20 protein-coding genes and 1 other RNA gene are annotated in these 23,011 nt (G+C 64.3%); 9 read left to right on the top strand and 12 right to left on the bottom strand.

What is annotated here, in order from left to right; genetic code table 11:
- Positions 1–14: 14 nt before the first annotated feature.
- From ftsY to F4Z81_12665, 6 genes are all read right to left on the bottom strand, one after another.
- The gene (gene ftsY / locus F4Z81_12690) at positions 15–926 is read right to left on the bottom strand and encodes a signal recognition particle-docking protein FtsY (GenBank protein MXW05904.1); all 912 of its coding nucleotides are present in this window, start codon (positions 924–926) and stop codon (positions 15–17) included.
- Between the two features lie 237 nt (positions 927–1,163).
- Positions 1,164–1,487, bottom strand: a complete 324-nt coding sequence (trxA, locus tag F4Z81_12685; protein ID MXW05903.1) for a thioredoxin — start codon at positions 1,485–1,487, stop codon at positions 1,164–1,166.
- A 106-nt stretch (positions 1,488–1,593) separates the two neighbouring features.
- Positions 1,594–3,204 carry a sigma-54-dependent Fis family transcriptional regulator gene (locus F4Z81_12680; protein MXW05902.1) on the bottom strand — a complete coding sequence of 537 codons (1,611 nt, stop codon included), beginning with the start codon at positions 3,202–3,204 and terminating at the stop codon, positions 1,594–1,596.
- Between the two features lie 21 nt (positions 3,205–3,225).
- Positions 3,226–4,881: a sigma-54-dependent Fis family transcriptional regulator gene (locus tag F4Z81_12675; GenBank protein MXW05901.1), complete on the bottom strand. Its 1,656-nt coding sequence runs from the start codon at positions 4,879–4,881 to the stop codon at positions 3,226–3,228.
- A 133-nt stretch (positions 4,882–5,014) separates the two neighbouring features.
- Entirely contained in the window at positions 5,015–5,764 is a 750-nt protein-coding gene (locus F4Z81_12670) for an SDR family oxidoreductase (protein MXW05900.1), read from the bottom strand.
- Positions 5,765–5,844: 80 nt separating this feature from the next.
- A complete protein-coding gene (locus F4Z81_12665; GenBank protein MXW05899.1) occupies positions 5,845–6,816 on the bottom strand; it encodes an acetamidase in 972 nt (323 codons plus the stop codon).
- A gap of 223 nt (positions 6,817–7,039) precedes the next feature.
- On the opposite strand from F4Z81_12665, the gene F4Z81_12660 reads away from it, so the two are divergent.
- Together F4Z81_12660 and F4Z81_12655 are read left to right on the top strand one after the other, a co-directional pair.
- Entirely contained in the window at positions 7,040–7,330 is a 291-nt protein-coding gene (locus F4Z81_12660; GenBank protein ID MXW05898.1) for a hypothetical protein, read from the top strand.
- A 109-nt stretch (positions 7,331–7,439) separates the two neighbouring features.
- The gene (locus tag F4Z81_12655; GenBank protein MXW05897.1) at positions 7,440–8,393 is read left to right on the top strand and encodes a branched-chain amino acid transaminase; all 954 of its coding nucleotides are present in this window, start codon (positions 7,440–7,442) and stop codon (positions 8,391–8,393) included.
- Positions 8,394–8,412: 19 nt separating this feature from the next.
- On the opposite strand, the gene F4Z81_12650 is transcribed toward F4Z81_12655, so the two are convergent.
- The 4 genes from F4Z81_12650 to F4Z81_12635 all read right to left on the bottom strand — a co-directional run bounded on the left by F4Z81_12650 (position 8,413) and on the right by F4Z81_12635 (position 13,776).
- On the bottom strand, positions 8,413–11,082 hold the full coding sequence (locus F4Z81_12650; protein MXW05896.1) for a PIG-L family deacetylase: 2,670 nt from the start codon (positions 11,080–11,082) through the stop codon (positions 8,413–8,415).
- Positions 11,083–11,129: 47 nt separating this feature from the next.
- A complete protein-coding gene (locus F4Z81_12645) occupies positions 11,130–11,987 on the bottom strand; it encodes a hypothetical protein (protein MXW05895.1) in 858 nt (285 codons plus the stop codon).
- Entirely contained in the window at positions 11,984–13,183 is a 1,200-nt protein-coding gene (locus F4Z81_12640; GenBank protein MXW05894.1) for a cytochrome bc complex cytochrome b subunit, read from the bottom strand. The genes F4Z81_12645 and F4Z81_12640 overlap by 4 nt, the downstream gene beginning before the upstream one ends.
- An 86-nt stretch (positions 13,184–13,269) precedes the next feature.
- On the bottom strand, positions 13,270–13,776 hold the full coding sequence (locus tag F4Z81_12635) for a ubiquinol-cytochrome c reductase iron-sulfur subunit (protein MXW05893.1): 507 nt from the start codon (positions 13,774–13,776) through the stop codon (positions 13,270–13,272).
- Positions 13,777–13,929: 153 nt separating this feature from the next.
- Between F4Z81_12635 and F4Z81_12630 the strand changes: the two genes are divergently transcribed.
- The gene (locus tag F4Z81_12630) at positions 13,930–14,931 is read left to right on the top strand and encodes a tetratricopeptide repeat protein (protein ID MXW05892.1); all 1,002 of its coding nucleotides are present in this window, start codon (positions 13,930–13,932) and stop codon (positions 14,929–14,931) included.
- Between the two features lie 35 nt (positions 14,932–14,966).
- On the opposite strand, the gene F4Z81_12625 is transcribed toward F4Z81_12630, so the two are convergent.
- A complete protein-coding gene (locus F4Z81_12625) occupies positions 14,967–15,986 on the bottom strand; it encodes a Gfo/Idh/MocA family oxidoreductase (GenBank protein MXW05891.1) in 1,020 nt (339 codons plus the stop codon).
- 70 nt (positions 15,987–16,056) lie between these two features.
- Entirely contained in the window at positions 16,057–16,575 is a 519-nt protein-coding gene (locus F4Z81_12620; protein ID MXW05890.1) for a hypothetical protein, read from the bottom strand.
- A 249-nt stretch (positions 16,576–16,824) separates the two neighbouring features.
- Between F4Z81_12620 and F4Z81_12615 the strand changes: the two genes are divergently transcribed.
- From F4Z81_12615 to F4Z81_12590, 6 genes are all read left to right on the top strand, one after another.
- Positions 16,825–17,541 (top strand): hypothetical protein, encoded by a 717-nt coding sequence (locus F4Z81_12615; GenBank protein MXW05889.1) that lies wholly within the window; start codon positions 16,825–16,827, stop codon positions 17,539–17,541.
- A gap of 42 nt (positions 17,542–17,583) precedes the next feature.
- Positions 17,584–17,960: RNase P RNA component class A (rnpB, locus tag F4Z81_12610), an RNA gene on the top strand.
- A gap of 48 nt (positions 17,961–18,008) precedes the next feature.
- Entirely contained in the window at positions 18,009–19,718 is a 1,710-nt protein-coding gene (recJ, locus tag F4Z81_12605; protein MXW05888.1) for a single-stranded-DNA-specific exonuclease RecJ, read from the top strand.
- A gap of 14 nt (positions 19,719–19,732) precedes the next feature.
- Positions 19,733–20,671, top strand: coding sequence for a methylmalonyl Co-A mutase-associated GTPase MeaB (gene meaB, locus F4Z81_12600; protein MXW05887.1), 939 nt, complete (start codon positions 19,733–19,735; stop codon positions 20,669–20,671).
- Between the two features lie 48 nt (positions 20,672–20,719).
- A complete protein-coding gene (locus F4Z81_12595; GenBank protein MXW05886.1) occupies positions 20,720–21,136 on the top strand; it encodes a cobalamin B12-binding domain-containing protein in 417 nt (138 codons plus the stop codon).
- 35 nt (positions 21,137–21,171) lie between these two features.
- Complete coding sequence (locus F4Z81_12590) at positions 21,172–22,878, top strand: amidohydrolase (protein MXW05885.1); 1,707 nt, start codon at positions 21,172–21,174, stop codon at positions 22,876–22,878.
- Positions 22,879–23,011 lie beyond the last annotated feature (133 nt).

Here is a 23,011-nt window from a genome sequence, read left to right as displayed (position 1 = left end):
GAATTCTCCCGTAATCAGTTGAAGAGGGCGTCCACGAAGGCCGGCGCGTCGAAATCCTGCAGGTCCTCGATTTGTTCGCCCACGCCGATGAGTTTGACGGGGATCCCCAGGTGCACGCCGATGGCGAACACGATGCCGCCCCGTGCGGTCCCGTCCAGTTTCGTCAGTGCGATACCCGTCAGGCCGCCCAGGGCTTCGCTGAAGACGCGGGCCTGGGAGAGGGCGTTCTGGCCCGTGGTCCCGTCGAGCACGAGCAGCACCTCGTGGGGTGCGCCGTCCATCTGCTTGCCCGCGGTGCGCTTGATCTTCTTCAGTTCTTCCATCAGGTTGTCCCTGGTGTGCAGCCGGCCCGCCGTGTCGATAATCACTACGTCCGCATCCCGGGCTGCGGCGGCCTGCATGGCGTCGTAGACTACGGCCGAGGGGTCGGATCCGTGCTGGTGCCGGATGAAGTCCGCCTTCGCGCGGCGCGCCCAGACTTCCAGCTGGTCGATGGCCGCCGCCCGAAAGGTATCGGCTGCGGCGATCAGGACCTTCTTCCCTTCCCCGGCGTAACGGGCCGCCATCTTCCCGGCGGTCGTGGTCTTGCCCGAACCATTGACCCCCACGATCATGATGACCCGGGGCCGCTGGTCCCATTCGGGGTCCGGCACATCGCCTAGGATGTCCGTCATCTCCTCGCGCAGCAGGCCCATGAGGTCATCGGGATTCCGGGTCCGGCGGTCGACCGCGCGGTCCCTGAGCCCGTCGATGATCCGCACGGTCGTTTCCACGCCCACGTCGGTCTGCAGCAGGATGGCTTCGATCTCCTCCAGCAGGTCCTCGTCGATCCGGTCGTACCGGCCCACGGCCTGGTGGATCCGGCGCGCCAACCCGTCCCGTGTCTTGGCCAATCCGTCTCTCAGTCTGCGTACGACACTCAGCATGCCCTGGTCTCCGGTTTCCCCTGGTGCTGACCTGATGTCCGTCCAGCCGTCCGTCCGGCCAGTCGTTCGTCCGTCCAGCCGTCCGACCGGCCGTACCGCAAACAAAAAACCGGGAGTGCGTCGATCGGCCTTCCCGGCTTTCGTTGAATAACGGTCCCACGTTTATCGAGCCGCGCCTGGCTGCATCGGCCGCGCCCGGCTGCATCGGCCGCGCCTTGCTGTATCGGCCGCGCTTGATTACAGGTGGCCGTCGATCTTTTCGGCGAGTTGCTGCTTGGGGAGCGCGCCGATGATCCGGTCCACCTCGGCGCCGTCCTTGAAGATCAGGAGGCTCGGTATGCTCCGAATGCCGAAGCGGGTGGCCGCTTCCCGGTTCTCGTCCACGTCGACCTTGACGACTTTCAGGCGTCCGTCGTAATCGCCCGCGAGTTCCACCAGCGTGGGGGCGACGGCCTTGCAGGGCCCGCACCACTCCGCCCAGAAATCGACCAGTACGGGCGTGCTGCTTTCAATGACCTCGGATTCGAATTGATCGTCCGTTATTGCTGTTGGCTGTGCCACTTTCGCTGCTCCTTTCACGGTGATGTATGTAAATCGCTCCCAGCCAAATTCGGTGTTTCACGGGCGATTTGTCAAGCATTTTCGCACCGCGAATCACCGGATGGGATCAGGCGTATTCGTCCAGGCCGTAGTCCCTGATCTTGCGGTAGATGGACCGCTCGCTGATGCCAAGCTCCCGCGCGGCCCGGCCCCGGTGCCCCTCGTTTCGCTCGAGCGCGCGGCGTATGGCCTCCCGCTCCCAGTCTTCCATGGAACGCAACCGGTCCAGTCCTTCATCGGCCGGGACCGCCTCGGCCGGGACCACCTCGGCCGGCCGTTCGAAACCAGGCCCCGCGTCGTCTTGGACCGGTTCGACGTACTGTGCCGATTCCGAGGGAGGCTTTTCGAGGCCCCGCTCCGCTTCCGTGGGGGGCGGCAGCTGAAAACGTTCGGGAAGCTGTTCCGGACCCCGGCCGAGGGCGGAGGTGATCTTGGCCGGGAGTTCGTGGATGGCGGTAAGGATCTGCCAGAGGATCTTGTAGAACATCTCGCGGTCCATGTCCTGCGGGTTGCGGTTCTGCGGGACCGGCAGGGCCCGGTTCGCCATGGGCGGCGTGTAGATACTGTCCGGCAGGTCTTCCGCGTCGAGCCTGGCCTTGCCGGAAGTCACCACCAGCGATTCGACGAGGTGTCGCAGTTCCCGTATGTTGCCCGGCCAATCGTAGTCGGAGAGGGCTGCCAGGGCTTCCTCCGTGAAGACGGGAGGAGGCGCGCCGGGCTTCCCGGGGGCGTGCCGCATGAAGTGGCCGATCAACCTGGGGATGTCGTCGCGGCGTTCCCGCAGGGCGGGCAGATGGATGTGCACGGCGTTGAGCCGGTAGTACAGGTCCTGGCGGAACGTCCCGTCGTGGATATCCCCGGAGAGGTCCCGGTTGGTCGACGCGATGAGGCGGACGTCGGTCTTCACCGGCGTCGAGCCGCCGACGCGGATGAACTCCTGCTGCTCCAGGACGCGTAGCAGCTTTACCTGTGTCGAACGGGGCATGTCGCCGATTTCATCGAGGAGCAGCGTGCCGCCGTGCGCCTGTTCGAAGTACCCCTTCCGTTGGCCCTTGGCGTCCGTGAACGCGCCTTTTTCGTGACCGAACAGTTCGCTTTCCAGCACCCCTTCGGCGATGGCGCCGCAGTTGATGGGAATGAAAGGGCCGTCGCGCCGGTCGCTGTAATGATGGATCGCCCGGGCGAATCCCTCCTTGCCGGTGCCGCTTTCTCCCGTAAGCAGGACCTGGATCCCCGTGGGCGCCACCTGGAGCACCGAATCCATGGCGGCGATGAAGCGCTCGTTCCTGCCCAGTAGCTGGAACCGCTGGTGGAACTCCCGCCGGAGGTCCAGCATGCGCATTTTCGTGAGCAGATCTTCGGCGTCGACGGGCTTCTCGATATAGTCGCTGACGTCCAGTTGGCGGAACTGCCGGGGCGGCTCGTGCTGACGGGTGGTGAGCATGATATCGGTGTCGGGGTGCTTCGCCGAAAGGGTGCGTATCAGCTGCTCCGGATCGGCGTCGCTCAGGGCGAGATCGACGAGGACGACACCCGGCGGGTCCGTTCTCGCCGTGCGCAATGCCTCGGCCGCGGCGCCGGTCTCCAGCACGTCGTAACCCGCACTGCGCAGGATGCTCGCCGCGTGACGCCGGCTGTCCTCTTCACCGTCGACGATCAGAATCGACCGACCTTCCAAACCGGAACTCCTTGGCTGACGCTACTCCAGGTGATAGGCCTTTATTTTCCGAAAGAGGGTGCGCTGTCCGATCCGCAGGACCCGGGCGGTCCGCGCCTTGTTCCGTCCGCAGGCGGCCAGGGTCGCGGCGATCAGTCTCCGTTCGCCTTCCTTCATCGTCATGCCCACCCGGATGTCCACCCCGTCATCGTCCTCGCCTTCCGCGGCGGATTGGCCGGACCGTTCGGGCAGGAATTCCGCCGGGATATCCTCCACGTCCAGCCCGTCCCCGTCGGCGAGCAATACCATGGTTTCCAGGCACCGTCTCAGCGACGCGCCGTCCGCCGACCAGTCGACGGCGGCCAGTACGGCCAGGGCCCGGTCGGTGACAGGCCGGACGGGCACGTGGCGCTGTTCGGCGATTTTCCCGGCCAGGTAGCGGATGAAGTCCGGTGACAGGTCGTCCGGCCGGTCCGGTACTTCGTTCAGCGGGACCGCCGTCGATTCCGGCCGGGTATGCCGTATGAATTCCGGGACGTCCGCCACGGTCAGGGTCTTTCCCGTACCCATGACGATCATGCCCTCGATGCAGTTCTCCAGTTGGCGCACGTTCCCGGGCCAGTGGTAGGTGGACAGCAGTTCCAGGGCCTGCGGGTCGATACGCTCGATCGGCTTATTCTCCCGTTCGCCGAACCGGCGGATGCAGTGGTCGATCAGCAGCGGAAGATCCTCTTTCCGTTCCCGCAGGGGCGGCAGGGAGAGGGTCACCACGCGCAGCCGGTAATAGAGGTCTTCCCGGAAGCGTCCGCTTTCTATCTCGGCTTCGAGGTCGCGGTTCGTCGCCGCGATGACCCGGGTGTCCGTCTTTAGCCAGTTTCCGCTGCCCACCCGCTGGAACTTGCGTTCCTGGAGGACGCGCAGCAGTTTCACCTGGGTGGAAGGCGCGAGTTCACCCACCTCGTCGAGGAAGAGCGTGCCCCCGTCGGCCAGTTCGAACCGGCCCCTGTAGGTCTTGACCGCGTTCGTGAAAGCGCCTTTCTCATGGCCGAACAGTTCGCTCTCGATCACCCCTTCCGACAGGGCGTTGCAGAAGACGGGCACGAAGGACCTGTTCCTCCGGGAACTCGCGCGGTGGAGGGCGTGGGCCACCAGTTCCTTGCCCGTGCCGCTCTCGCCGAAGATGAGTACCGTGGACTGGGTATCGGCGATCTGGAGGATCTGCTCCCGGATGCGCTGCATGGACGCGGACCGCCCCACGATGTTCTCGAATCCGTACCGGGTGTCGAGCTGGTGCAGCAACTCCTGATTTTCCTGCACGATACGCTGGCGGTCCAGGATCTTCTCGATTTCCGCCGCGAGCTTCTCCACGTACACGGGCTTTTCGAGTACGTCGTACGCCCCCTCCTTCATGGCGGCCACGGCCAGGCCCATGGAGCCGGGGTCCGTCATCAGGATAACGCCCACCTCGGGGTTCCTGCCCAGGGCGACGCCCATCAGGCGCAGTCCGTCGATTCCGGGGGCATTCAGGTCCGAGATGATGATGCTTGGGGATTCAGCCGCCAGGACGTTGAGCGCCTGGTCGCTGTTCTCCACGGCGATTACGCGGTGATCCAGCTGGGTCAGGCCGTAGTGTTTCTCGTCCCGGTTGCGGGAGGAACCTTCAACCAGCAGGATGACCGATTCTGTCGGACTATTCATGGTATTCGGATCGGGAGGAAAAGGTCAGGTTGACGGAGCTTCAAGCCGGGCGGCCGCTTCCGATTCGGCGTCCACTCGAAATTACGCCAGGGCCCGGACGCTGTCAAACGTTAAACCGGGCGTCAGGGCGGTATCAGGGAAGCGGCTGGGCCGATACCTGGTAGGCGGGCATGACCCACATTTCGGGTATGACCACGCGGGCGGGCTGGCATAGCACGAATACAACGGTGTCCGCGATGTCTTCGGGAGTGAGCATCAGGGACAGGCGCTTCTCCGACACGGGTTGGGGACGGTTCTTGAGGATGGGCGTCTTCACCTCGCCGGGCAGGATGGCGCTGGCGCGGAGCCCGAATTCGGCAGCTTCCAGGTTGATCGAATGGGTCAGCGACACCATGCCGTGCTTGGACGCGCAGTAGGCGGCTCCGCCGAGGAGGGACACCTGGCGTCCGGCCATGGACGCGACATTGATGACGGTGCCTTCACCCCGTGCCTTCATGGGTTCGTATACCGCGCGGAAACAGTTGAACGCGCCCGTGAGATTGATGTCCACCACGCGGTCCCAGTCTTCCAGCGACATTTCGGTTGCCGTGCGCAGGGGCGTATTGACGCCCGCGTTGTTCACCAGGATCGATACGGGGCCCAATTGATCGACGGCTGGGGCAATCGCCGTGTCGATCTGATCCCGGTCGGTCACGTCCGTGGGGGCGATAACCGCACGCCGCCCCGCGGCCTCCACCTCTCTGGCGACGGTTGCAAGGGGCTCGCGCCGCCGGCTGGAAAGGATCACGTCCGCGCCTTCCCGGGCCAGGGCCAGCGCGATGCCGCGTCCGATGCCGGATCCCGCGCCGGTGATCCAGGCCACCTGTCCCTCAAGTCTGTTCATGTCGCGCTCCGTTCTAAGTGATGAGCCGGCGCCCCTGCCTGCCGCGGCCGGTGAGTTATCCGGTCGATCGGCCGAGCCGGTCAGGCTTCCGCGAGTTCGTCGTGTACCGACCGGGTGTCGATGTCCAGGCCGCGAAGCAGGTCTTTCCTGACCTTGCACACCATGGTATAGGCGGGATCGAACACATTCCCCATGTCGTATTCGACGCACTGTCCGAGCAGCGTGTGCGCCGCCCTGGGATCGAGACCGTAGTCGGCCTGCAGCCAGCGCAGCATTTCGGTGGTCGCGTGCTGGACGCACTGGTCGAGGGGCCGGGCGTTGCCCGCCGTGAAAAGGTATTCCGCGTTCTCGCCGCGGGGCCAGGCGCTTTGCTTTCCCTTGAGCACCCTGAAGGTGAATCGCACGTCGAAGGAGATCTCGACGCCCGTGCCGACGATCTCTCCGTCACCCTGCACCGCGTGGCCGTCGCCGATGTGGAACAGGGCGCCGGGCGCGAACACGGGGAAGTACGCGGTGACGCCTTCCACGAATCCCCGGTAGTCCATGTTCCCCCCGTGGCTGGCGGACGTGGCCGTCGAGATCGCCTGGCCCTTGTCCGGCGCCACGCCGAAACATCCCGTCATGGGCGCCAGGGGCAGGGTCATCCGTCCGAGCCGGGTGTCGTCCGGATCGACCAGCGTGACCGTCCTCCGGTCCAGATCGACTTCCCAGCGGCAGAGGTCGTCCCGGCTTTCGATCTCCCCCGCGGTCTCCCGCACGTAATCGGGATCGAGCACATTGGGCGCCACGAGCGGACGGGTCCAGCCGAAGGGGCGGTTGGGCGTGAGCCGGTCCAGGTGTACGGCGAGCGTGTCGCCCGGTTCGGCGCCTTCGACGTGAAAGGGGCCCGTCTGTGGATTGCCCGGAGGCGTCACGGGCTTGTCGGTGCGGTCCTTTCCCCGGGCGTCGACCGTCGACGTGACGACGGTATCCCCGTCCTTCACGCGCAGGGCGGGTTCATGGGAACCCATGGTCGTATGGTAGTGAGCGGGCTCGAAGTGGTGGACCATGATCACTCCCGGATTTCCGTGCTGCACGAAACGGTTCTGAGGCCTGGTTCCGCCGGTTAGAATAACGATGGGCGGCGCCTACGGTCAAGATGAATCCGGCTGTTTTCACGCCGCAACTCCTCGACGGGATATCCCTTGACAGGACCGCGGCCAAAATCCATAAATAACACAGCGTTCACGTACACAGCGTCCACGTCCGATTTGCACCGATTCCGGACCACCGAGCATGCCTATCCGCCCCTATGACGAGACCCTGGTCGGCCTGACGCCGGCGGGCGACAAGATCCATCACATCCTGCCCGAATTCCAGCGGACCCAGACGGGCTGCCCTCACGGCGTCGAGTTCTGGGTGGCCATACGCACAGTATCCCGGGATGACGAGCCGGTGATTCTGCAGTGGTGCATGTCGTGCCGGCAGGTGGAAGTCCTCGGCCCGGAGGAATACGCCTGGCGGGCGCGCCTGGACGAGATTCGGAATGCAGAGGTGCGGGACCGGCCCGGACCAGACAGGGTGTAGCGTTTGACGCGGCACACTGGACCGGTCGCGGGCGGTAGTAGCGGGACGCGGAATCGCGGAGTCACCGGATCACGAATCGATTGTTCGACCATTTACAGGGAGTACGGGCATGGGCAAGAAGACGAAAATGTGGGGCGAGGATCATTCAAAATACATCTGGCTGGACGGGGAACAGATCCCCTGGGACCAGGGTACGGTGCATGTCACGCAGGGACATATATTCGCCCACGCCATTTTCGAGGGGATCCGGGCCTACTGGAACGACGACCGGGAGAAACTCTTCGTCTTCCGTTTCAAGGAACACCTGGATCGCCTGTACCGGTCGATCAAGTTGATGCGCATGGAAACGCCTTACACGCTGGAGGACGTGTGGAACGGCTCCCTCGAACTGTGCCGGGTCCACGGGTACCGGGAGGACGTCTACATATTCCCGACCGTGTACTTCTCGCCGGACGTGTATCTCAACAAGATGGCGGGTCCGGCCCACGTCTACGTCCACACCTTTGCCTACGGCTCCAACCTGCGCAGAAAGGACGGCGCCCGGTGCTCGGTCAGCTCCTGGACGCGCATTTCGGACAACACGCTCCCGGCCCGCATCAAGTGCTGGGCCAACTACCGCAACAGCGCCATCGCGTGGACCGACGCCACACTCAAGGGCTTCGACGAAACCATCATGCTGAACAACCGCGGCAAGGTCTGCGAAGCGCCCGGCGCCTGCCTGATGATGATCCAGGACGGCGTCCTCATCACGCCGCCGGTGACGGCCGATATCCTGGTGAGCGTCACCCGGGATACCATATTGAGGATCGGACGGGACGCACTTGAGATGCCGGTCGTGGAGCGGGAGATCGACCGCACGGAACTGTATACGGCCGACGAGGTTTTCCTGTGCGGAACGGGCGCGGAAGTCACGCCGGTCGCATCGATCGACAATTACGACATCGGGGACGGATCCATTGGTCCGTGCACGCAGCAGTTCCGTGAGGCCTACAACGGTCTCATCCGGGGGATCGACGAACGCTTCCCCGAGTGGCGCACCGACGTGCCGCTGCAGCCCGCGTAGCGCGGGCCGTTGAGATTCTCTATCGGGCCCGGTTTTCGGCCGCCAGGCCGATCAGGTTGGCGAAGAGCCGCACGGCGCCCGGCACGCCCGCGGGAAGCTGCCGGAACCACGCGTAGCCCGTGTAGATATAGCGCCCCTTGCCGTAACGGGCTTCCAGAAGCCCGCCGCCCCTGGGCGGCTCACCCGGGTCCTGCGAGGCCATGAGCGGCGTGTAGCGGGGGTCCCATTCGCCCTGGAAGTACAGGCCGCGTTCCTGCACCCACCCTTCGAAGTCCGCGTCGGTGATCCGGTTGGGCCGGTTGAAGACGGGATGATCCGGTACCAGGATGTCCACCGGCGCGTCCTCCCGGGTCACCCGGTCATGGGGGCGGTTGATCTGGAAGGGGAAGGGTCCGTACTGGTCGAGGTTGAAGGCGTACTTGTTATACTGCACGATATAGACGCCCCCGTCCTCCACGTAGTCCAGGAGCCGCTGGTTCACGGCAATGAGATCCTCGCGGACCTCGTAGGCGCGGATGCCCGCGATGATCAGGTCGAAGGCGTCCAGGTCGGCCGTAGCTAGGTCTTCCCCCGTCAGCAACCGCACCTGCAGGCCCATCTGCTCCAGCACGAGCGGGACCTGGTCGCCCGATCCCATGATGTAACCCACCCGCAGATCGTCCGGCAGATCGACCGGGGCCACCTGCACGACGGATGCCGAACCGCGGTACAGGTGCCTCGGTTCGATATGGGGATAGGCGATCACCTCGTATCCTTCGCGGTATTCGTTCCCGCCGGCCTTGGCCACCACCCGCACATCGTAAGCCCCGTCCCGGGCGTCCCGTGCCGGGACTACCGAGTAATTGTACGTGGCGGCCTGTCCTCTTCCCGAGAACGACAGGGGTACTTCTCCGGGCGAGACTTCCCACCCTTCCGGCGCCTCGAGGGACAATCCGCCTTCGATCCCGCCGTCCACGTTGCTGATCACGGACACGCTGAACCGCAGGGGGCTTTCCCGTCCCGACGGGGCGACCACCACCTGCGGGTCCATGGTGACCGACAGCGCGGGCACGACCTGGAGTTCGCGGCGGATTTCTCCGAAGGCCCGGTCGGCGAAGCGGTACTGCGCGGGCCGGCGGATTTCGATCTCGACGCCGTCCACGAGAAACCGGGCCCGTCCGATTACGGGCTGCGGGCGCCAGGGGAGCCCGATCAATGCCGTGTCGTCCACCACGACCCTCGGGTCATTCAGGGAGTGGCGGTGCCAGTAGGGCCGGGTGAGGCCGGCGTCGGGCGGTACTTCGACCCGCCAGTTTTCCGCAAAGCTTTCGTTGTAGCCGATGTCTTCGGTCTGCCTGGCCGGTCTGGCCGGGACCGGATCGGGAGCCGCGGTCCAACCCTCCGGAACGTCCAGCGCCAGGTTGGTGACGCGGACGGACCGCGCACTGCGGTTCAGCAACACCAAATGGACGCCGAGCAGGTTGCCCGGGACGACCCGGTCGTCGCTGGTGAGCACTTCGAAGGCCATGCCGAGGGCCAGGACCGCCGCATTGGCGAAGTCTTCCTCCTTCTGATCGAGCAGAAAGAGCATATCCGCGAGGACGCCGGCCGGCAGGCCGCCCTGTTCAAGGTCGCTCCGCAGCGCCCGGATCATCCGCAGGCCCTCCAGCACGGGGTCCAGCACGGCGGGAGGGTCCAGCGGCCGGTAGGCGTCCACGGCCTCGCGGGCCAACGCGTCCATCCGCTCTAGCCGGCCGGCGAGTCCGGGGATCTTCCCGGCGTCCGGTCCGGCCATGGCATGGAACCGCATGAAAGTTGTGTCCAGGCCGTCGAACAGGTGGGCGTCTCCGTCCGCGTCCGCCATGCCCTCACGCGCGACCAGCTTGATCTTCGTGGTCGCCGGACCCTTCGGCTGCAGGGTCCCCATGTCCTGGGAGCGGTGCATGCTGCGGCCCGCCAGGCCGAGTTCGCGGTACGACCGGTCCAGCACGGGACTGTAGGCGCCTACGTCCACCACCAGGGAGTCGATGCTGTCGAAAGAAGCCCGCGTGTTGTTGATGTACAGCTTGCGGGCCTGCCAGGGACGCAGGCCGTCCCGCAGGTGTTCGGGAAAGCGTTCCGGATCGGCCGCGACGAAAAAGGCTTCGCGGGTGATCCTCCCGGCGGCCTGGTGATGCCCGTGGCCGTCGCGGGGAGAATCGGCGAATACGGATACGATCACGTCGGGACGAAAGCGGCGGATGACGCGCACCACGTCCGAAAGCAGCATTTCATCGTGATTCCAGTATTCCAGGGTTTCCTCGGCCGACTTGGAAAACCCGAAGTCGTACGTCCGCGTAAAGAACTGCTCCGCGCCGTCGAAACGCCGGGCTGTCAGCAGCTCTTCCGTCCGGATCACGCCGATGGCGTCGTAGAGCTCGGGGCCGATGAGGTTCTGTCCGCCTTCGCCGCGGTTAAGGGAAAGGTAGGCGGTACGGGCGTGCAACCCGCGGCTCACGTAGGCGACCAGGGCGCTGTTCTCGTCGTCGGGATGGGCGCCGGTGTGCAGCATGCTGGCCACGACGGGCAGGCGAAGCACGGCCTGGGCCAGGGTGGACGTCCCCTTGCCGTCGGGCACCGGACGGATGTCGCCGGCCGTGACGGCCGTGGTAGCCGCGACGGGCGGCGCGAAGAAAGCGAGCAGGAGACAGAGGAGAAATCGAGTGTGCATGATGGGCTCCGGTACGATCGGGCGTCCGGCAGCGGCCTGCGGTTAGATCAGGCGTCCGACAGCGACCGCCGGTACAGCCAGATCACACCCGCCGCCACGAGGAAGAGGCCGATGAACATCCAGCCGAACCTGCGCCGGGTATCGACTTCGGTGCGCGCGGCATCCACTGATTTTCTGATGCTTGGGTAGACCTGTTCCAGCGAATCGACGACGGCGACCATTTTCTCGAGTACGAAGACGTGGGAGGCCCGCTCGACATAAGCGTTTCGTGCCAGGTTGGCCTGGTCCAGGATCAGGTCGACCGGGACCCCGGCCGAACGGATCTCCTCCGCGGCCTGCCGGAACTCGACGATGGGCTCGAGTCCCCGGTCGGTCAGGGCGATGTAATCGTCCATGATCGCCTGCTCGTGACAGTCCTCGCAGTTGTCGGGTATGGAGATCAGGGACGCCTGGGGTTGGACTATTTCGTGGTTTGAGTGGCAGTCCACGCAGTTGGGCCAGAAATCTCCCTCGAGGCCGTGGGGACTGGGCACGTAGTTGGTCATCTGGACCTGGTGGCACTCGCCGCACAGTTCATGGACGATGTAGGGGTCGGGCAGGCCCACAAAGTCCATTTCGACGTCGTGCGCTTCGTCTTCCACCATCGTGGCGGCGTTCCCGCCGTGACAGTCCTGGCAGTAGATGTCCGCAGGACGGTGTGCGCTACGCTGCCATTCGGCCACCGGCAGGCTCATGTCTTCATCGTCCAGGCCGGCATGGCAGCTGACGCAATTATTGGACGCAGCGGACTGTTGCGCTTCCGCGGAATCTGTTGTCGTCCAGGTAAGGATCAGCAGCGGAAGGAGGATAAGGGCCGCCCGCGCCGGGAGGGCCGCCCGCGCCGGGTATGCCGCTGGTCTGCTCATTCGGTTCCCTCGCCGCCCGTGTCCGGCAGGACAGCCGGTTCCTCGACCGTCCCGATGGCATGGGGCCAGCCGTAGATGTCGAAATGATACCTCGTGCCCATGAAGGTCATCTCCGTTTCCGAGATCTTGCCAAGCAGGGCGAGGGCGATGTTCAGCACGATGAACAGGATGCCGAGGGACGTCGCGAGGGGTCGCCGTGCGGGCGTGCGGGCCGGCGTCCGGTCCCAGAAGGGCAGCAGGCAGATGGCCAGGACCACCAGGCCGGACCCGATGATGCCGATGGTTTTCGGGAGGTATTTCAGCGCCTGGTAGGAGGATAGGAAATACCATTCCGGCTTGACGCCCACCGGCGTGTTGAAGGGATCGGCCTTTTCGTGGAGCGGCAGGGGGTAGTATATGATCATGAAGATCATCGACGCCAGGACCAGCAGGACCACGATGGCTTCTTTCATCACGTGCTGAGGATAGAAAGGCTTGCCGCCGGCTTTCGTCAGTTCTTCCGGCGTCTTCTCCGGCACGTCCGTTCCTTCGAGCGGCGAGATGCCCTTGTAGCGTATGAGGACCAGGTGCACGGTCACCAGGGCGATGAAGGCCCACGGCAGCAGCACCACGTGCAGCACGAAGAAGCGGGTAAGGGTCACGTCGGAGATGATTTCGCCGCCCCGCATGAGAATCAGCAGATACTCCCCGATGAGCGGAGTCGCGGCGGCGATCTCCGTACCCACCGTCGTGCCCCAGTAGGAAAGCTGGTCCCAGGGCAGGAGATAGCCCGTAAAGCCGAAGCCCAGGGTCACGACCAGCAGGCCGAACCCGAAGAGCCAGGTAAGCTCCCGGGGTTTCTTGTAACCGCCGTAGAAGAACACGCGGACCGAGTGCAGCAGCAGGAAGGCGATCATGAAATTGGCGCCGTAGGTATGCACCTGCCGCATGAGCCAGCCGAAGCGCACCTGCTCCATGATGTACTTCACGCTCTCGTAGGCCGTATCGGCCGACGCCTCGTAGTAGATCATCAGGAAGACGCCCGAGACGGCCTGGGAAAGGAAGAACATCAGGGTGACCGTTCCGAAGGAGAACAGCCAGTTGAGATGGCGGGGCACGGGCTTGGTCAGCTGGCGGCGGCAGAAATCGATGATGACCGAGATTTCCGTACGATCATCGAGCCAGTTGTACACCTCGTTGGACAGGCGTCTGATCATGGTGGCTGGTTTCGTGCTCCGCGAAGAAAGGACCGTCCGGGCACCGGCGGTTGTCCGGGCACCGGCGGTTGTCCGGGCACCGGCGGTTACACGCCGACGATGATCTTGTCCTCGGTGACGGACAGTTCGACCGCGGACAGGGGGCCGGGTATCGGGCCGCCCAGGACGCTGCCGTCCGTGCCGAAAACCCCGCCGTGACAGGGACAGATCAGGTTCTGCGTACCCACCTCCCACTTGACGACGCAACCCAGGTGGGGACAAACGGCGTTGTAGGCGATGAAACCGTCGGAGGTGTTGACCACGATGGTCGGCCGGCCCCGGTAGATCACCGTCCTGGACGTGCCGGGAGGCAGGGACGCGCGGTCGATTTCGACCCGGTTGGCGCCTTCGGCTTCGGGGGGTGGTTCGATGTAACGGATGAGCGGATAGACGGCCATCAGGGAGCCGATGCCGCCCAGCGCGCCGAGGCATCTCTGCAGGAATCGGCGGCGGCGGACCGGGTCGGGACGCGTCTTCCCGGGGGTCTTACCGGGGGTCTTGCCGGACTTCTCGCCGGGTGCGGCAGGCCCGGGCGGCTTCTGAGACGAGGACATGTAAATTACCCGTAATGACGTGATTTCTGGTCATGCGTAGATTAAGGACCGCCGGGCCGGTTGTCAACCTCTTTCCGGGGGTTCCGGCGGACGCGCGACCGACCCGAATCGCCTTGACACACCGGGATAAAAGGGCGTACCTATGCAGGTACCATGGCCGCTTCATTCTACAGGACGGTCCTGCCGCTCCTTGCCGCGGCATTCCTGGCGCATGTCCCCGGATGCGCGGCTTCTTCGCTCTCCGTCCGGTTCGATGTCTACCGATCGCCCCTGCTCGGCCTCCCCGGCGAAGAAGAATCGATCGCCCTGCTCGGTTTCAACGGCACCGACCTGGCCCTGAACAACCTGACCGGGTTCCTGTTCGCCCGCGCCCTCGTTTCGGATTCCACGCTGACGGCCATCGAAATGAGACCGGTGCTCCGGACGCTGTCCCGCCACCCTCACGAGGCCGGCCGGATCCCCGATTCTCTCGCGTTGATCGTTGGAAGGGAAATCAACGCCGATATCACGCTCGTCGGCGATCTCGAAAGGGCTTACACGGAAGCGTACGGGGAGGTAAAGGTCTTTCGGGAGGAGGAAGCCATGGAGGTAGGACTCGGACGAACCGATATCAAGATCGTAAACAAGTCCTATATCGTGCCGCATATCGATCAGACGGCGGTCATGACGGCTACGCTCAGGGCCTATGACGTCGGTTCGAACGAACTGCTCGGGAGCTTTTCCGTCACGGAAACCGAATCCTACCGCACGGTGCTGCCCGATCCCGTCGAGTCGCCGCCGGAGGGGGCCGTCTCCGTCGAGATCGTTTCGCCGATGCTGACCGAGGTGATCGCCAGGCGCATCGTGGGCCGCCTGATGGCCTCCATCGTCCGGGAGGAAATCCAGGTCACGCGGCGGCTGGTCCCTGCCGGGAATCGTGGGGGGATATCGGCGGCAAGGGATGGAAACTGGTCCGGGGCTGTGGCGATCTGGGAAGGCCTCGTGGAAGTGGACCCGAACAACGCGGAAGCGTGGAACAACCTGGCGATTGCCTACGAAAGGTCCGGCCGTCTGAATGATGCCGCGGCAGCCTACCGAAGCGCCCTCTCATCGAGGCCCGGCGACCGCACGATCCAGGTCAACAGCCGGGCATTCGGACTCCCAGAGGGCCACTAGTCACTGCCAGTCGAGCCGGACCATCCCGAGGACCACTAGTCGATCCGGACCATCCGGTTGCCCGCGGCCGATTCGTAGACACCATCCAGGATCTGCATGATCTCGACGCCCTGCTCGCCCGTAGACATGGGCGTTCGACCGGCCCGGATGCAGTCCACGAAATGGGCGATCTCGGCCGCGATGCAGTCCGACCATTCCCGCGGCGCGTAGGCGGGCGTGATATCCACCTGTTCGCCGTGCAGGTCGGTATAGACGGTTAAATCGTTGCCCGTGATCTCGGCGCCGCCCCGGGTGCCCATGAGCTTGACGTAGGAGCCTTCCGAAGGCACGTGGGAGGCCCAGCTCGTCTCCGCGACGAGCGTGGCATCGCCCTCGAACCGGATGAATGCCGCGGCGAGGTCTTCCACGTCGAAGACGCCTTCCACCGAATCGCTCAGCCGGGCGTAGGTGGCGCCCACCACGGACACGGGCCGCGGATTGCCCATGAGCCAGCGCGTCAGATCGATCATGTGGACGCCCAGGTCGATCAAGGGCCCGCCGCCGGCCTGGGCCTTGCGCGTAAACCAGGTCCCGGCGCCCGGTATGCCGCTTCGCCTCAACCACCCGGTCTTCGCGTAGTAGATCTCGCCCAGTACGTCCTGCTCGACCAGCTTCTTCAGGATCTGCGTCTCGGCGCGGAACCGGTTGTTCAGGGCGATCATGAGGTAGCGGCCGTTGCGCCGGGCGGCGGCGGCCATGTCGCGCGCCTGGGCCGCGTTCAGCGCCATGGGCTTCTCGCACAGCACGTGGACGCCGGCGTCCAGGCCGTCGATGGTCACGGGCGCGTGCAGGAAATTCGGAAGGCAGACGCTGACGAGATCGGGGCCGAGGGCGAGCAGGTCCCGGTAGGCGGAAAACGCGTGAGGCACGCCGTGTTCCGACGCGGTCCGCTCGGCCAGCCCCACGTCCAGGTCGGCCAGCCCGACGACTTCCACCCGTTCGTCCGCGAGATAACCGGCGAGATGGGCCCGTCCCAGCCCCAGTCCGATCACGCCGGCGGTCGTTTTCTCGTTCATTCGCCTATATTGGAAAGATCCGTCGACAAATTGCCGGCCAGTTACCGACTGCTCGCCGACTACTTGCCGGCTACTTGCCGCCGCGGTAGGCGATCAGGTCGATCTCGATGCCGGCATTCAGCACGACACCGGACTGTATGGTGGACCGGGCCGGCGGATCGCCCGTGTAGTAGGACCGGTACACTTCGTTCATAGCGGAGAAGTCATTCAGGTCGTTGAGAAACACCGTGGCCTTGACCACGTCGTCCATCGTCAGATCGGACTTGGCCAGGGCTCTCTGCAGGTTGTCCATGACCATTTTCGTTTCCGCCTCGATACCGCCGGGGATGATCCGGCCCCGGACGGCCGCGATCTTTCCGGACAGGAACACGAAATCGCCCGCCTCGATAGCCTCGCTGTAGTTCGGGCCCGGGTTGACCGCCTTGCGGCCCCGGTCGTCCTGCGACTGGGCGGGCATGACGGCGTACCCCAGCGAAACGGCGGCGACGAGCAGCGCCGTGAGGCCGGCGAACAGCCACCTGGAAATCACGATGTTAAACTCGAAGCTTTCTTCCTTCCTGACCACCCCGAGTCGTATGGGCGGGCCCATGATAACCTCCCCTGATTTTGGTTGACACTACATGCCTACGGCATTATCTTTATTGACTATGATCGAAAAATCAAGTAGTATTGGGAAAAGGATGGATAGGTCTTCGTGCCCGATTGTCTGTCTGGTCCGACTGCAGTTGCCTCTTCGGACCCGGGGCGCGGCAACACCAGATTGAAGCGAAGGGAAATGCACGGTCAGCGTGCATTTTTTTTTGTCCGCCTTTTCATCTCCATGGAGGGCTGAGGCCGCATGCAGGAGAGCTTGAGAGCGCTGTTGGAATTGCAGAAGACGGATCAGGACTTGCACGAACTCGAACAATTCAAGGTAGACATACCTAACCAGCTGGAGACGATGGAGACGGCCCAGTCCGAGGCGGAGACCAGGCTCTCGGACCAGGAAACGAAAGTCGAGGACATCGAGAAGGACCGGCGTCAGCACGAACGGGACCTGCAGGCCGCGCAGGAACAGGTCAAGAAGTACCAGGGACAGCTGTACAGCGTAAAGACCAACAAGGAGTACGACGCCCTCCAGGCGGAGATCCAGGCGCAGAAGAACCGCATCTCCGAACTCGAGGACGCGATTCTGCAGTTGATCTCCGAGGCCGAGACCGAACAGGAGACCCTGGAGACCATACGCGGCGAGACCGAATCGCTCATCGAACGCTTCGGCGAGGAGCGCACGGCCCTCGAGTCCAGGCTTTCGGCGGTGGACGAGGACGTCGCCGTCAAAATGGACGAGCGGAAGCGGATGGCCATGCGCGTGGAGAACCAGGTCCTGAAGGTATACGACCGGATCCGGCGGAACCTGCGGGGGATGACCGTCGTACCGCTGAAGAAGGGGGCCTGCTCCGGCTGTTTCCACGTGATCCCGCTACAGGTCATCATGCAGATCCGCCAGGGGCGGAGGCTTATATCCTGTGAGAGTTGCGGCCGGATCCTGATCCTGGAAGAAGGGCTGGAGTATTGAACCGCGCAGCGTCCTGTGTTATATTGTACAGGTAAAACGTCCCAAGTCGACCAGGCGATCGCGTTCGCCGTCCAGGCGGACGAGGAAAGTCCGAGCACCGCAGGGCGGGATGCCTGCTAACGGCAGGGGGCAGTGATGCCACGGAAAGTGTCACAGAAAACACACGGCCGATCCCTTCGGGGAGGCAAAGGTGAAAAGGCGAGGTAAGAGCTCACCGCGGTCCGGGTAACCGGTCCGGCAGGACAAACCCCATCTGGTGCAAGACCGAATAGGAGAGGAGAGACGGCCCGTCTCGACCGCCGGGAAACCGGAGACTCTCGGGTTAGGTCGCACGAGGCGGCTGGCGACAGCCGTCCCAGATAGATGATCGCCACCTTCACTGCGAAGGCACAGAACTCGGCTTACGGTCGGCTTGGACGTTTTACAGTACCTGGCAATACGATCACCCTCAATATCCGACAATCTACATGAACAGCCGCTGGGTCCTACTAGACGAACATCCCCAGGTTCCCCAGATGATGGAGCTGATCAACGTCCCGCGCGTGATCGCGCAGATCCTGCTCAACCGGGGCGTTTCGACTTTTGACGACGCCCGTTATTTCCTGAAGCCCACCCTTGAAGACCTGCACAGCCCCTTTCTCATGGCGGACATGGATCTGGCCGTGGAACGGATTCACGACGCCATCCAGGGCGGGGAACACATCATGGTCTTCGGCGATTACGACGTGGACGGCACGACGGCGACCACGCTGCTGTACCTGACCATCAAGTTGCTGACGGACCGGATCTCCTCCTACATACCCAACCGCATGACCGACGGTTACGGACTGTCCATCGAAGGCCTGGAGGAAGCCAGGAGCCGCGGCGTCACGCTGATCCTGGCCGTCGACTGCGGGATTACCGCGAACGCCGAAGTGGAACAGGCACGTGAAATGGGCATCGACGTCGTCATCATCGATCACCATGTGCCGGGCGATACCCTTCCGAACAGCGTGGCCATTCTGAATCCCAAGCGGGACGACTGCGAATACCCCTTCAAGGAGCTCTGCGGCGTCGGCCTGGCGTACAAAGTGGCACAGGCGCTGGCCGAACACGTGGGACTGCCGGAAAACACGGTGTATACGCACATGGACCTCGTGGCCCTGGGTACCACGGCGGACATCGTCCCCCTGCGCGACGAGAACCGGGTGCTGACCAAGTACGGCCTGGACATGATGCAGCAGACGCACAAATCGGGCCTGCAGGCCCTGCTGGACGTCGCGGGGCTGCGGGAGAAGGAACTGTCCACGGGCCACATGCTCTTCCTGCTGGCGCCCCGGATAAACGCCGCCGGCCGCATGGGCGACGCCACGCGCGTGGTCGATCTCCTGATCACCGAAGACCAGACAAAAGCGGCGCAACTGGCCGAAGAGCTGAACGTGGAGAACAAGCGGCGGCGCAAGGAGGATACGCTCACCTTCGAAGCCGCCCGGGACCTCGTGGAGAAGGACCCGGTCCTCAGGGAGTCGAAAGGCCTCGTGCTCGCTTCGGACACCTGGCACCCCGGCATCATCGGCATCGTGGCGTCCCGCATGGTGGAGGCTTTCAACCGGCCGGTCGTGATGATCTCGACCGCGGGGGAGAAGGGCCGCGGCTCGGCGCGGACCGTGGGCGATTTCCACCTGTACAACGCCATCAAGGAATGCTCCGACCTGCTGATCCAGTTCGGCGGCCACCACCACGCGGCGGGCCTGTCCATCGAAAAGGACCGCATCGACGAATTCCGGCAGCGTTTCAACGACGTGGTCGCGGCGCGCGCGACGCCGGCCGATTTCATCCCCAAGCTCGAAATCGACTCGGAAATCGAACTCGACGAGGTGACCCCGCGCATGGTCAAGCTGATGAAGATGATCGGGCCCTTCGGTCCGGCGAACCACCACCCCGTACTTGTGTCCCGCAACCTGAGCGTCGTCGGAAAACTCCGGACCATCGGGATGGAAAAGAAACATCTGAGGTTCAGGGTCAGGCAGAAAGGCCGCACCATGGACGCGATCGGTTTCGGCATGGCGCATTTCGCCGATCGCCTGAACGACAGCCGGGACCGCCTGGACCTGGCCTACACCCTCGAGGAAAACACCTTTCGGGGCGAAACCAGCCTCCAGATGAGAATAAAAGACATACAACTCGGCACGGTATAGCCTCCGATCCCGCTATGAAACTACTCGACCGTTTTCTTGCCGGCGACCGGACCGCCCTGTCCCGCGTCATCACCCTCCTTGAAAACGACAGAGACCGGCGCTCCGCCTTGCTGGACGTGCTGTATCCCCGTTCCGGCAAGGCCCGCCGCATAGGGATCACGGGGCCGCCCGGTTCCGGCAAGAGCACCCTTGCAGACCGTCTCACCGCCCGGCTGCGAAAAAGCGGCCGCACGGTAGGCATCATCGCGGTGGACCCGACGAGCCCCTTCACCGGCGGCGCGCTGCTTGGCGACCGGCTCCGCATGCAGGGCTCGTGGGACGACCCGCAGGTGTTCATGCGCAGCCAGGCCGACCGGAGCCATACCGGCGGGCTTTCGGAGGCGACGCCGCACGCGATGACGGCCCTTGACGCCTTCGGCAAAGATGTTATCATTGTGGAGACCGTAGGCGTAGGCCAGTCCACCCTTGATGTCTCCGATGTCAGCGATACGACCGTCGTCCTGCTCACGCCGGAATCGGGTGACAGCATCCAGGCCATGAAGGCCGGCCTGATGGAGATCGCCGACGTGCTGGTCGTGAACAAGTCCGACCGCGAAGGCGCGGACCGGTTCACCTCGGAACTGAAGATGATCGTGGACATGGGGCGGTGGGAGGAAGGCTGGAAACCGCCCGTCCTCAGCGCAAGCGCGCGGGATGATACCGGTATCGACGACCTGTGTGAGCGCCTGGACGCCCACCGGGACCATCTCGCCGAAGAAGGCAGGTTGCAGGCGCGCCGGATGCGCCAGGGGCGCTCGGCCATCGAGAAAGCGCTCGGCGAGTGGTGGCAGGGCCGCCTGACGGTACTTCGGGAGGCCGGGGACGCAATGGACCGCCTTTCCGAACGGGTAGCCCGCAGGGAGTTGAGCCCCCTGGCGGCCGCCCGGGAGATGATGGAAGGGATGACGGATTGACGTCGCGGTGCCGTCCCGCGGCGGCGCGGAATGAGAGAACAGGCGATCATGGCGGAAAATATTCGGGTTCTCGTCGCCAAACCGGGCCTGGACGGCCATGACAGGGGCGCCAAGGTGGTGGCCGCGGCCTTGCGCGACGCCGGCATGGAAGTGATCTACACCGGGCTCCGGCAGACGCCCGAAATGATCGTGGAGGCGGCCGTGCAGGAGGACGTGGACGTGGTCGCGCTGAGCATCCTCTCGGGCGCCCATATGACCATCTTCCCCCGCGTCATGGACCTGCTGCGGGAAAAGGGCGTCCAGCACATGCTCCTCACCGGCGGCGGCATTATCCCGAAGTCCGACGGGGAGGAACTCGCAAAGATCGGCGTGGGGAAGCTGTTCGGCCCGGGCACATCGACGCGGGACATCATCGCCTACATCAATGAGGAAGTGGGTCGCCGGCGTGTGGCGGACGAGATTTAGACCGTGGCGCCAAGCCAGGTTATGAGGAGGTAGACATGCGACAGTCAGTGATTGCAGCGACCATAGCGGGACTGATGTCCCTGGTATGGACCGCCGGCGGAGAAGCCCAGGTACGCCGGTCCACCGCGGACCTGGTACTTAAAAACGGCATAGTCTACACGATGGACGCCAATCGTCCCAAGGCGCAGGCCGTGGCCGTCATCGGCAACCGGATTGCCGTCGTGGGCGTCGATGCGGACGTGGACCCCTTCATCGGTCCGGATACCCGGGTGATCGATCTCCAGGGCCAGACCCTGGTGCCCGGGTTGAAAGAGAGCCACGGCCACCTCATGGGCATAGGGATTGCCAAGATGACGGTCGACCTGGTGGGCATTTCGGGTTATGACGAACTCATCGAACGGGTGCTCGCGGCGGCCGAGGGTGTGGGGGAAGGCGAGTGGATCACCGGCCGCGGATGGCACGAGGAGAAGTGGACGGACCGCAGTTCGCTCACGGTCCGCGGGTTCATGACCCACCACAGACTGAGCGAGGCCGTGCCCGATATCCCGGTATACGTGCGACGGGCCGACGGCCATGCCGCCTTTGCCAACGCCCGGGCTATGGAACTCATGGGTATAGACCGGAACACGCGGTCTCCTGAAGGCGGCGATATCATCAAGGATGCCGACGGCAACCCCACGGGTATCCTGGTGGACAAGGCCATGGGACTGGTGAGCGTTCCCGGCTTCACCGAAAACCAGCGGCGACAGGCCCTTGAACTCGGCATTCAGGAATGCCTGGCCAACGGTATCACCATGTTCGACGACGCCGGGGTCGGCGAGGACGGGATCGACCTGTACAAGGAGTACGCGGACGCGGGCAAGCTGGACATGCGCGTCTACGTGATGGCCTCGAATCTGCACACCATGGTCGCCCTGCAGAAACCGTGGTCTCACCCCGATGGGTTTCTCACCGTCCGGGCCGTCAAGATGTACGGAGACGGAGCGCTCGGTTCGCGGGGCGCCTGGCTGCTGGAGCCCTACGAGGACGATCCGGGGAATTCCGGATTCCCCACGACCCCGCCCGACATGATCTACGACGCCGCCCGTTTCGCCCTGGAGCATGGCTGGCAGGTTTGCACCCACGCCATCGGCGACCGCGGAAACCGCATGATGCTCGACATGTACGAGAAGGCGATGGAGGAATTCCCCCACGTGAAGGACCACCGGTTCCGCGACGAGCATACCCAGATCCTGGACGAGGCGGACATCCCCCGGTTCGCCCAGCTGGGCGTGATCGCGTCGATGCAGGGCATACATGCGACCTCGGACCTTCCCTGGGCGCCGGACCGGCTCGGTAGCGCCCGCACGGCGGAGGGCGGCTATGTCTGGCAGAAGCTGCTGCAGCATGGCGTGAAGATCATCAACGGGACCGACGCGCCGGTGGAAGACGTCAGTCCCATCGCCTCCTTCTACGCCAGCGTAACCCGTGAGCGGCCCGACGGTACGCCCGAAGGCGGGATGTTCGGCGACCAGCGCATGTCGCGCCAGGAGGCGCTCAGGTCCTATACCCTGGACGCCGCCTACGGCTCGTTTCACGAAGACCTGCTCGGGTCCATCGAGCAAGGCAAGCTCGCCGATTTCACGGTGCTGTCGAAGGACATCATGACCGTGCCCGAGAACGAAATCCTGGACACGGAAGTCGTGTATACCATCGTGGACGGGAAGGTTCGGTACGAGCGAGGGCGGCCCGCGATTCCGTGATGGGACCGGCCGAAGTGGGCCAGGCAGCGCGCCGTAAGACCAGGCAGCGCGCCGAGGGAGGCCAGCTGCGCGTCGAAGTACAACCGGCAGTGGAAGTAACGGGGAGGGAACCCACGGGGGCTTTCCCCGTTCT

The sequence above is a fragment of the Gemmatimonadota bacterium genome (assembly GCA_009835325.1).
Taxonomy (GTDB): Bacteria; JAAXHH01; JAAXHH01; order JAAXHH01; family JAAXHH01; genus JAAXHH01.
This window is presented reverse-complemented; position numbering and strand designations above follow the sequence as displayed.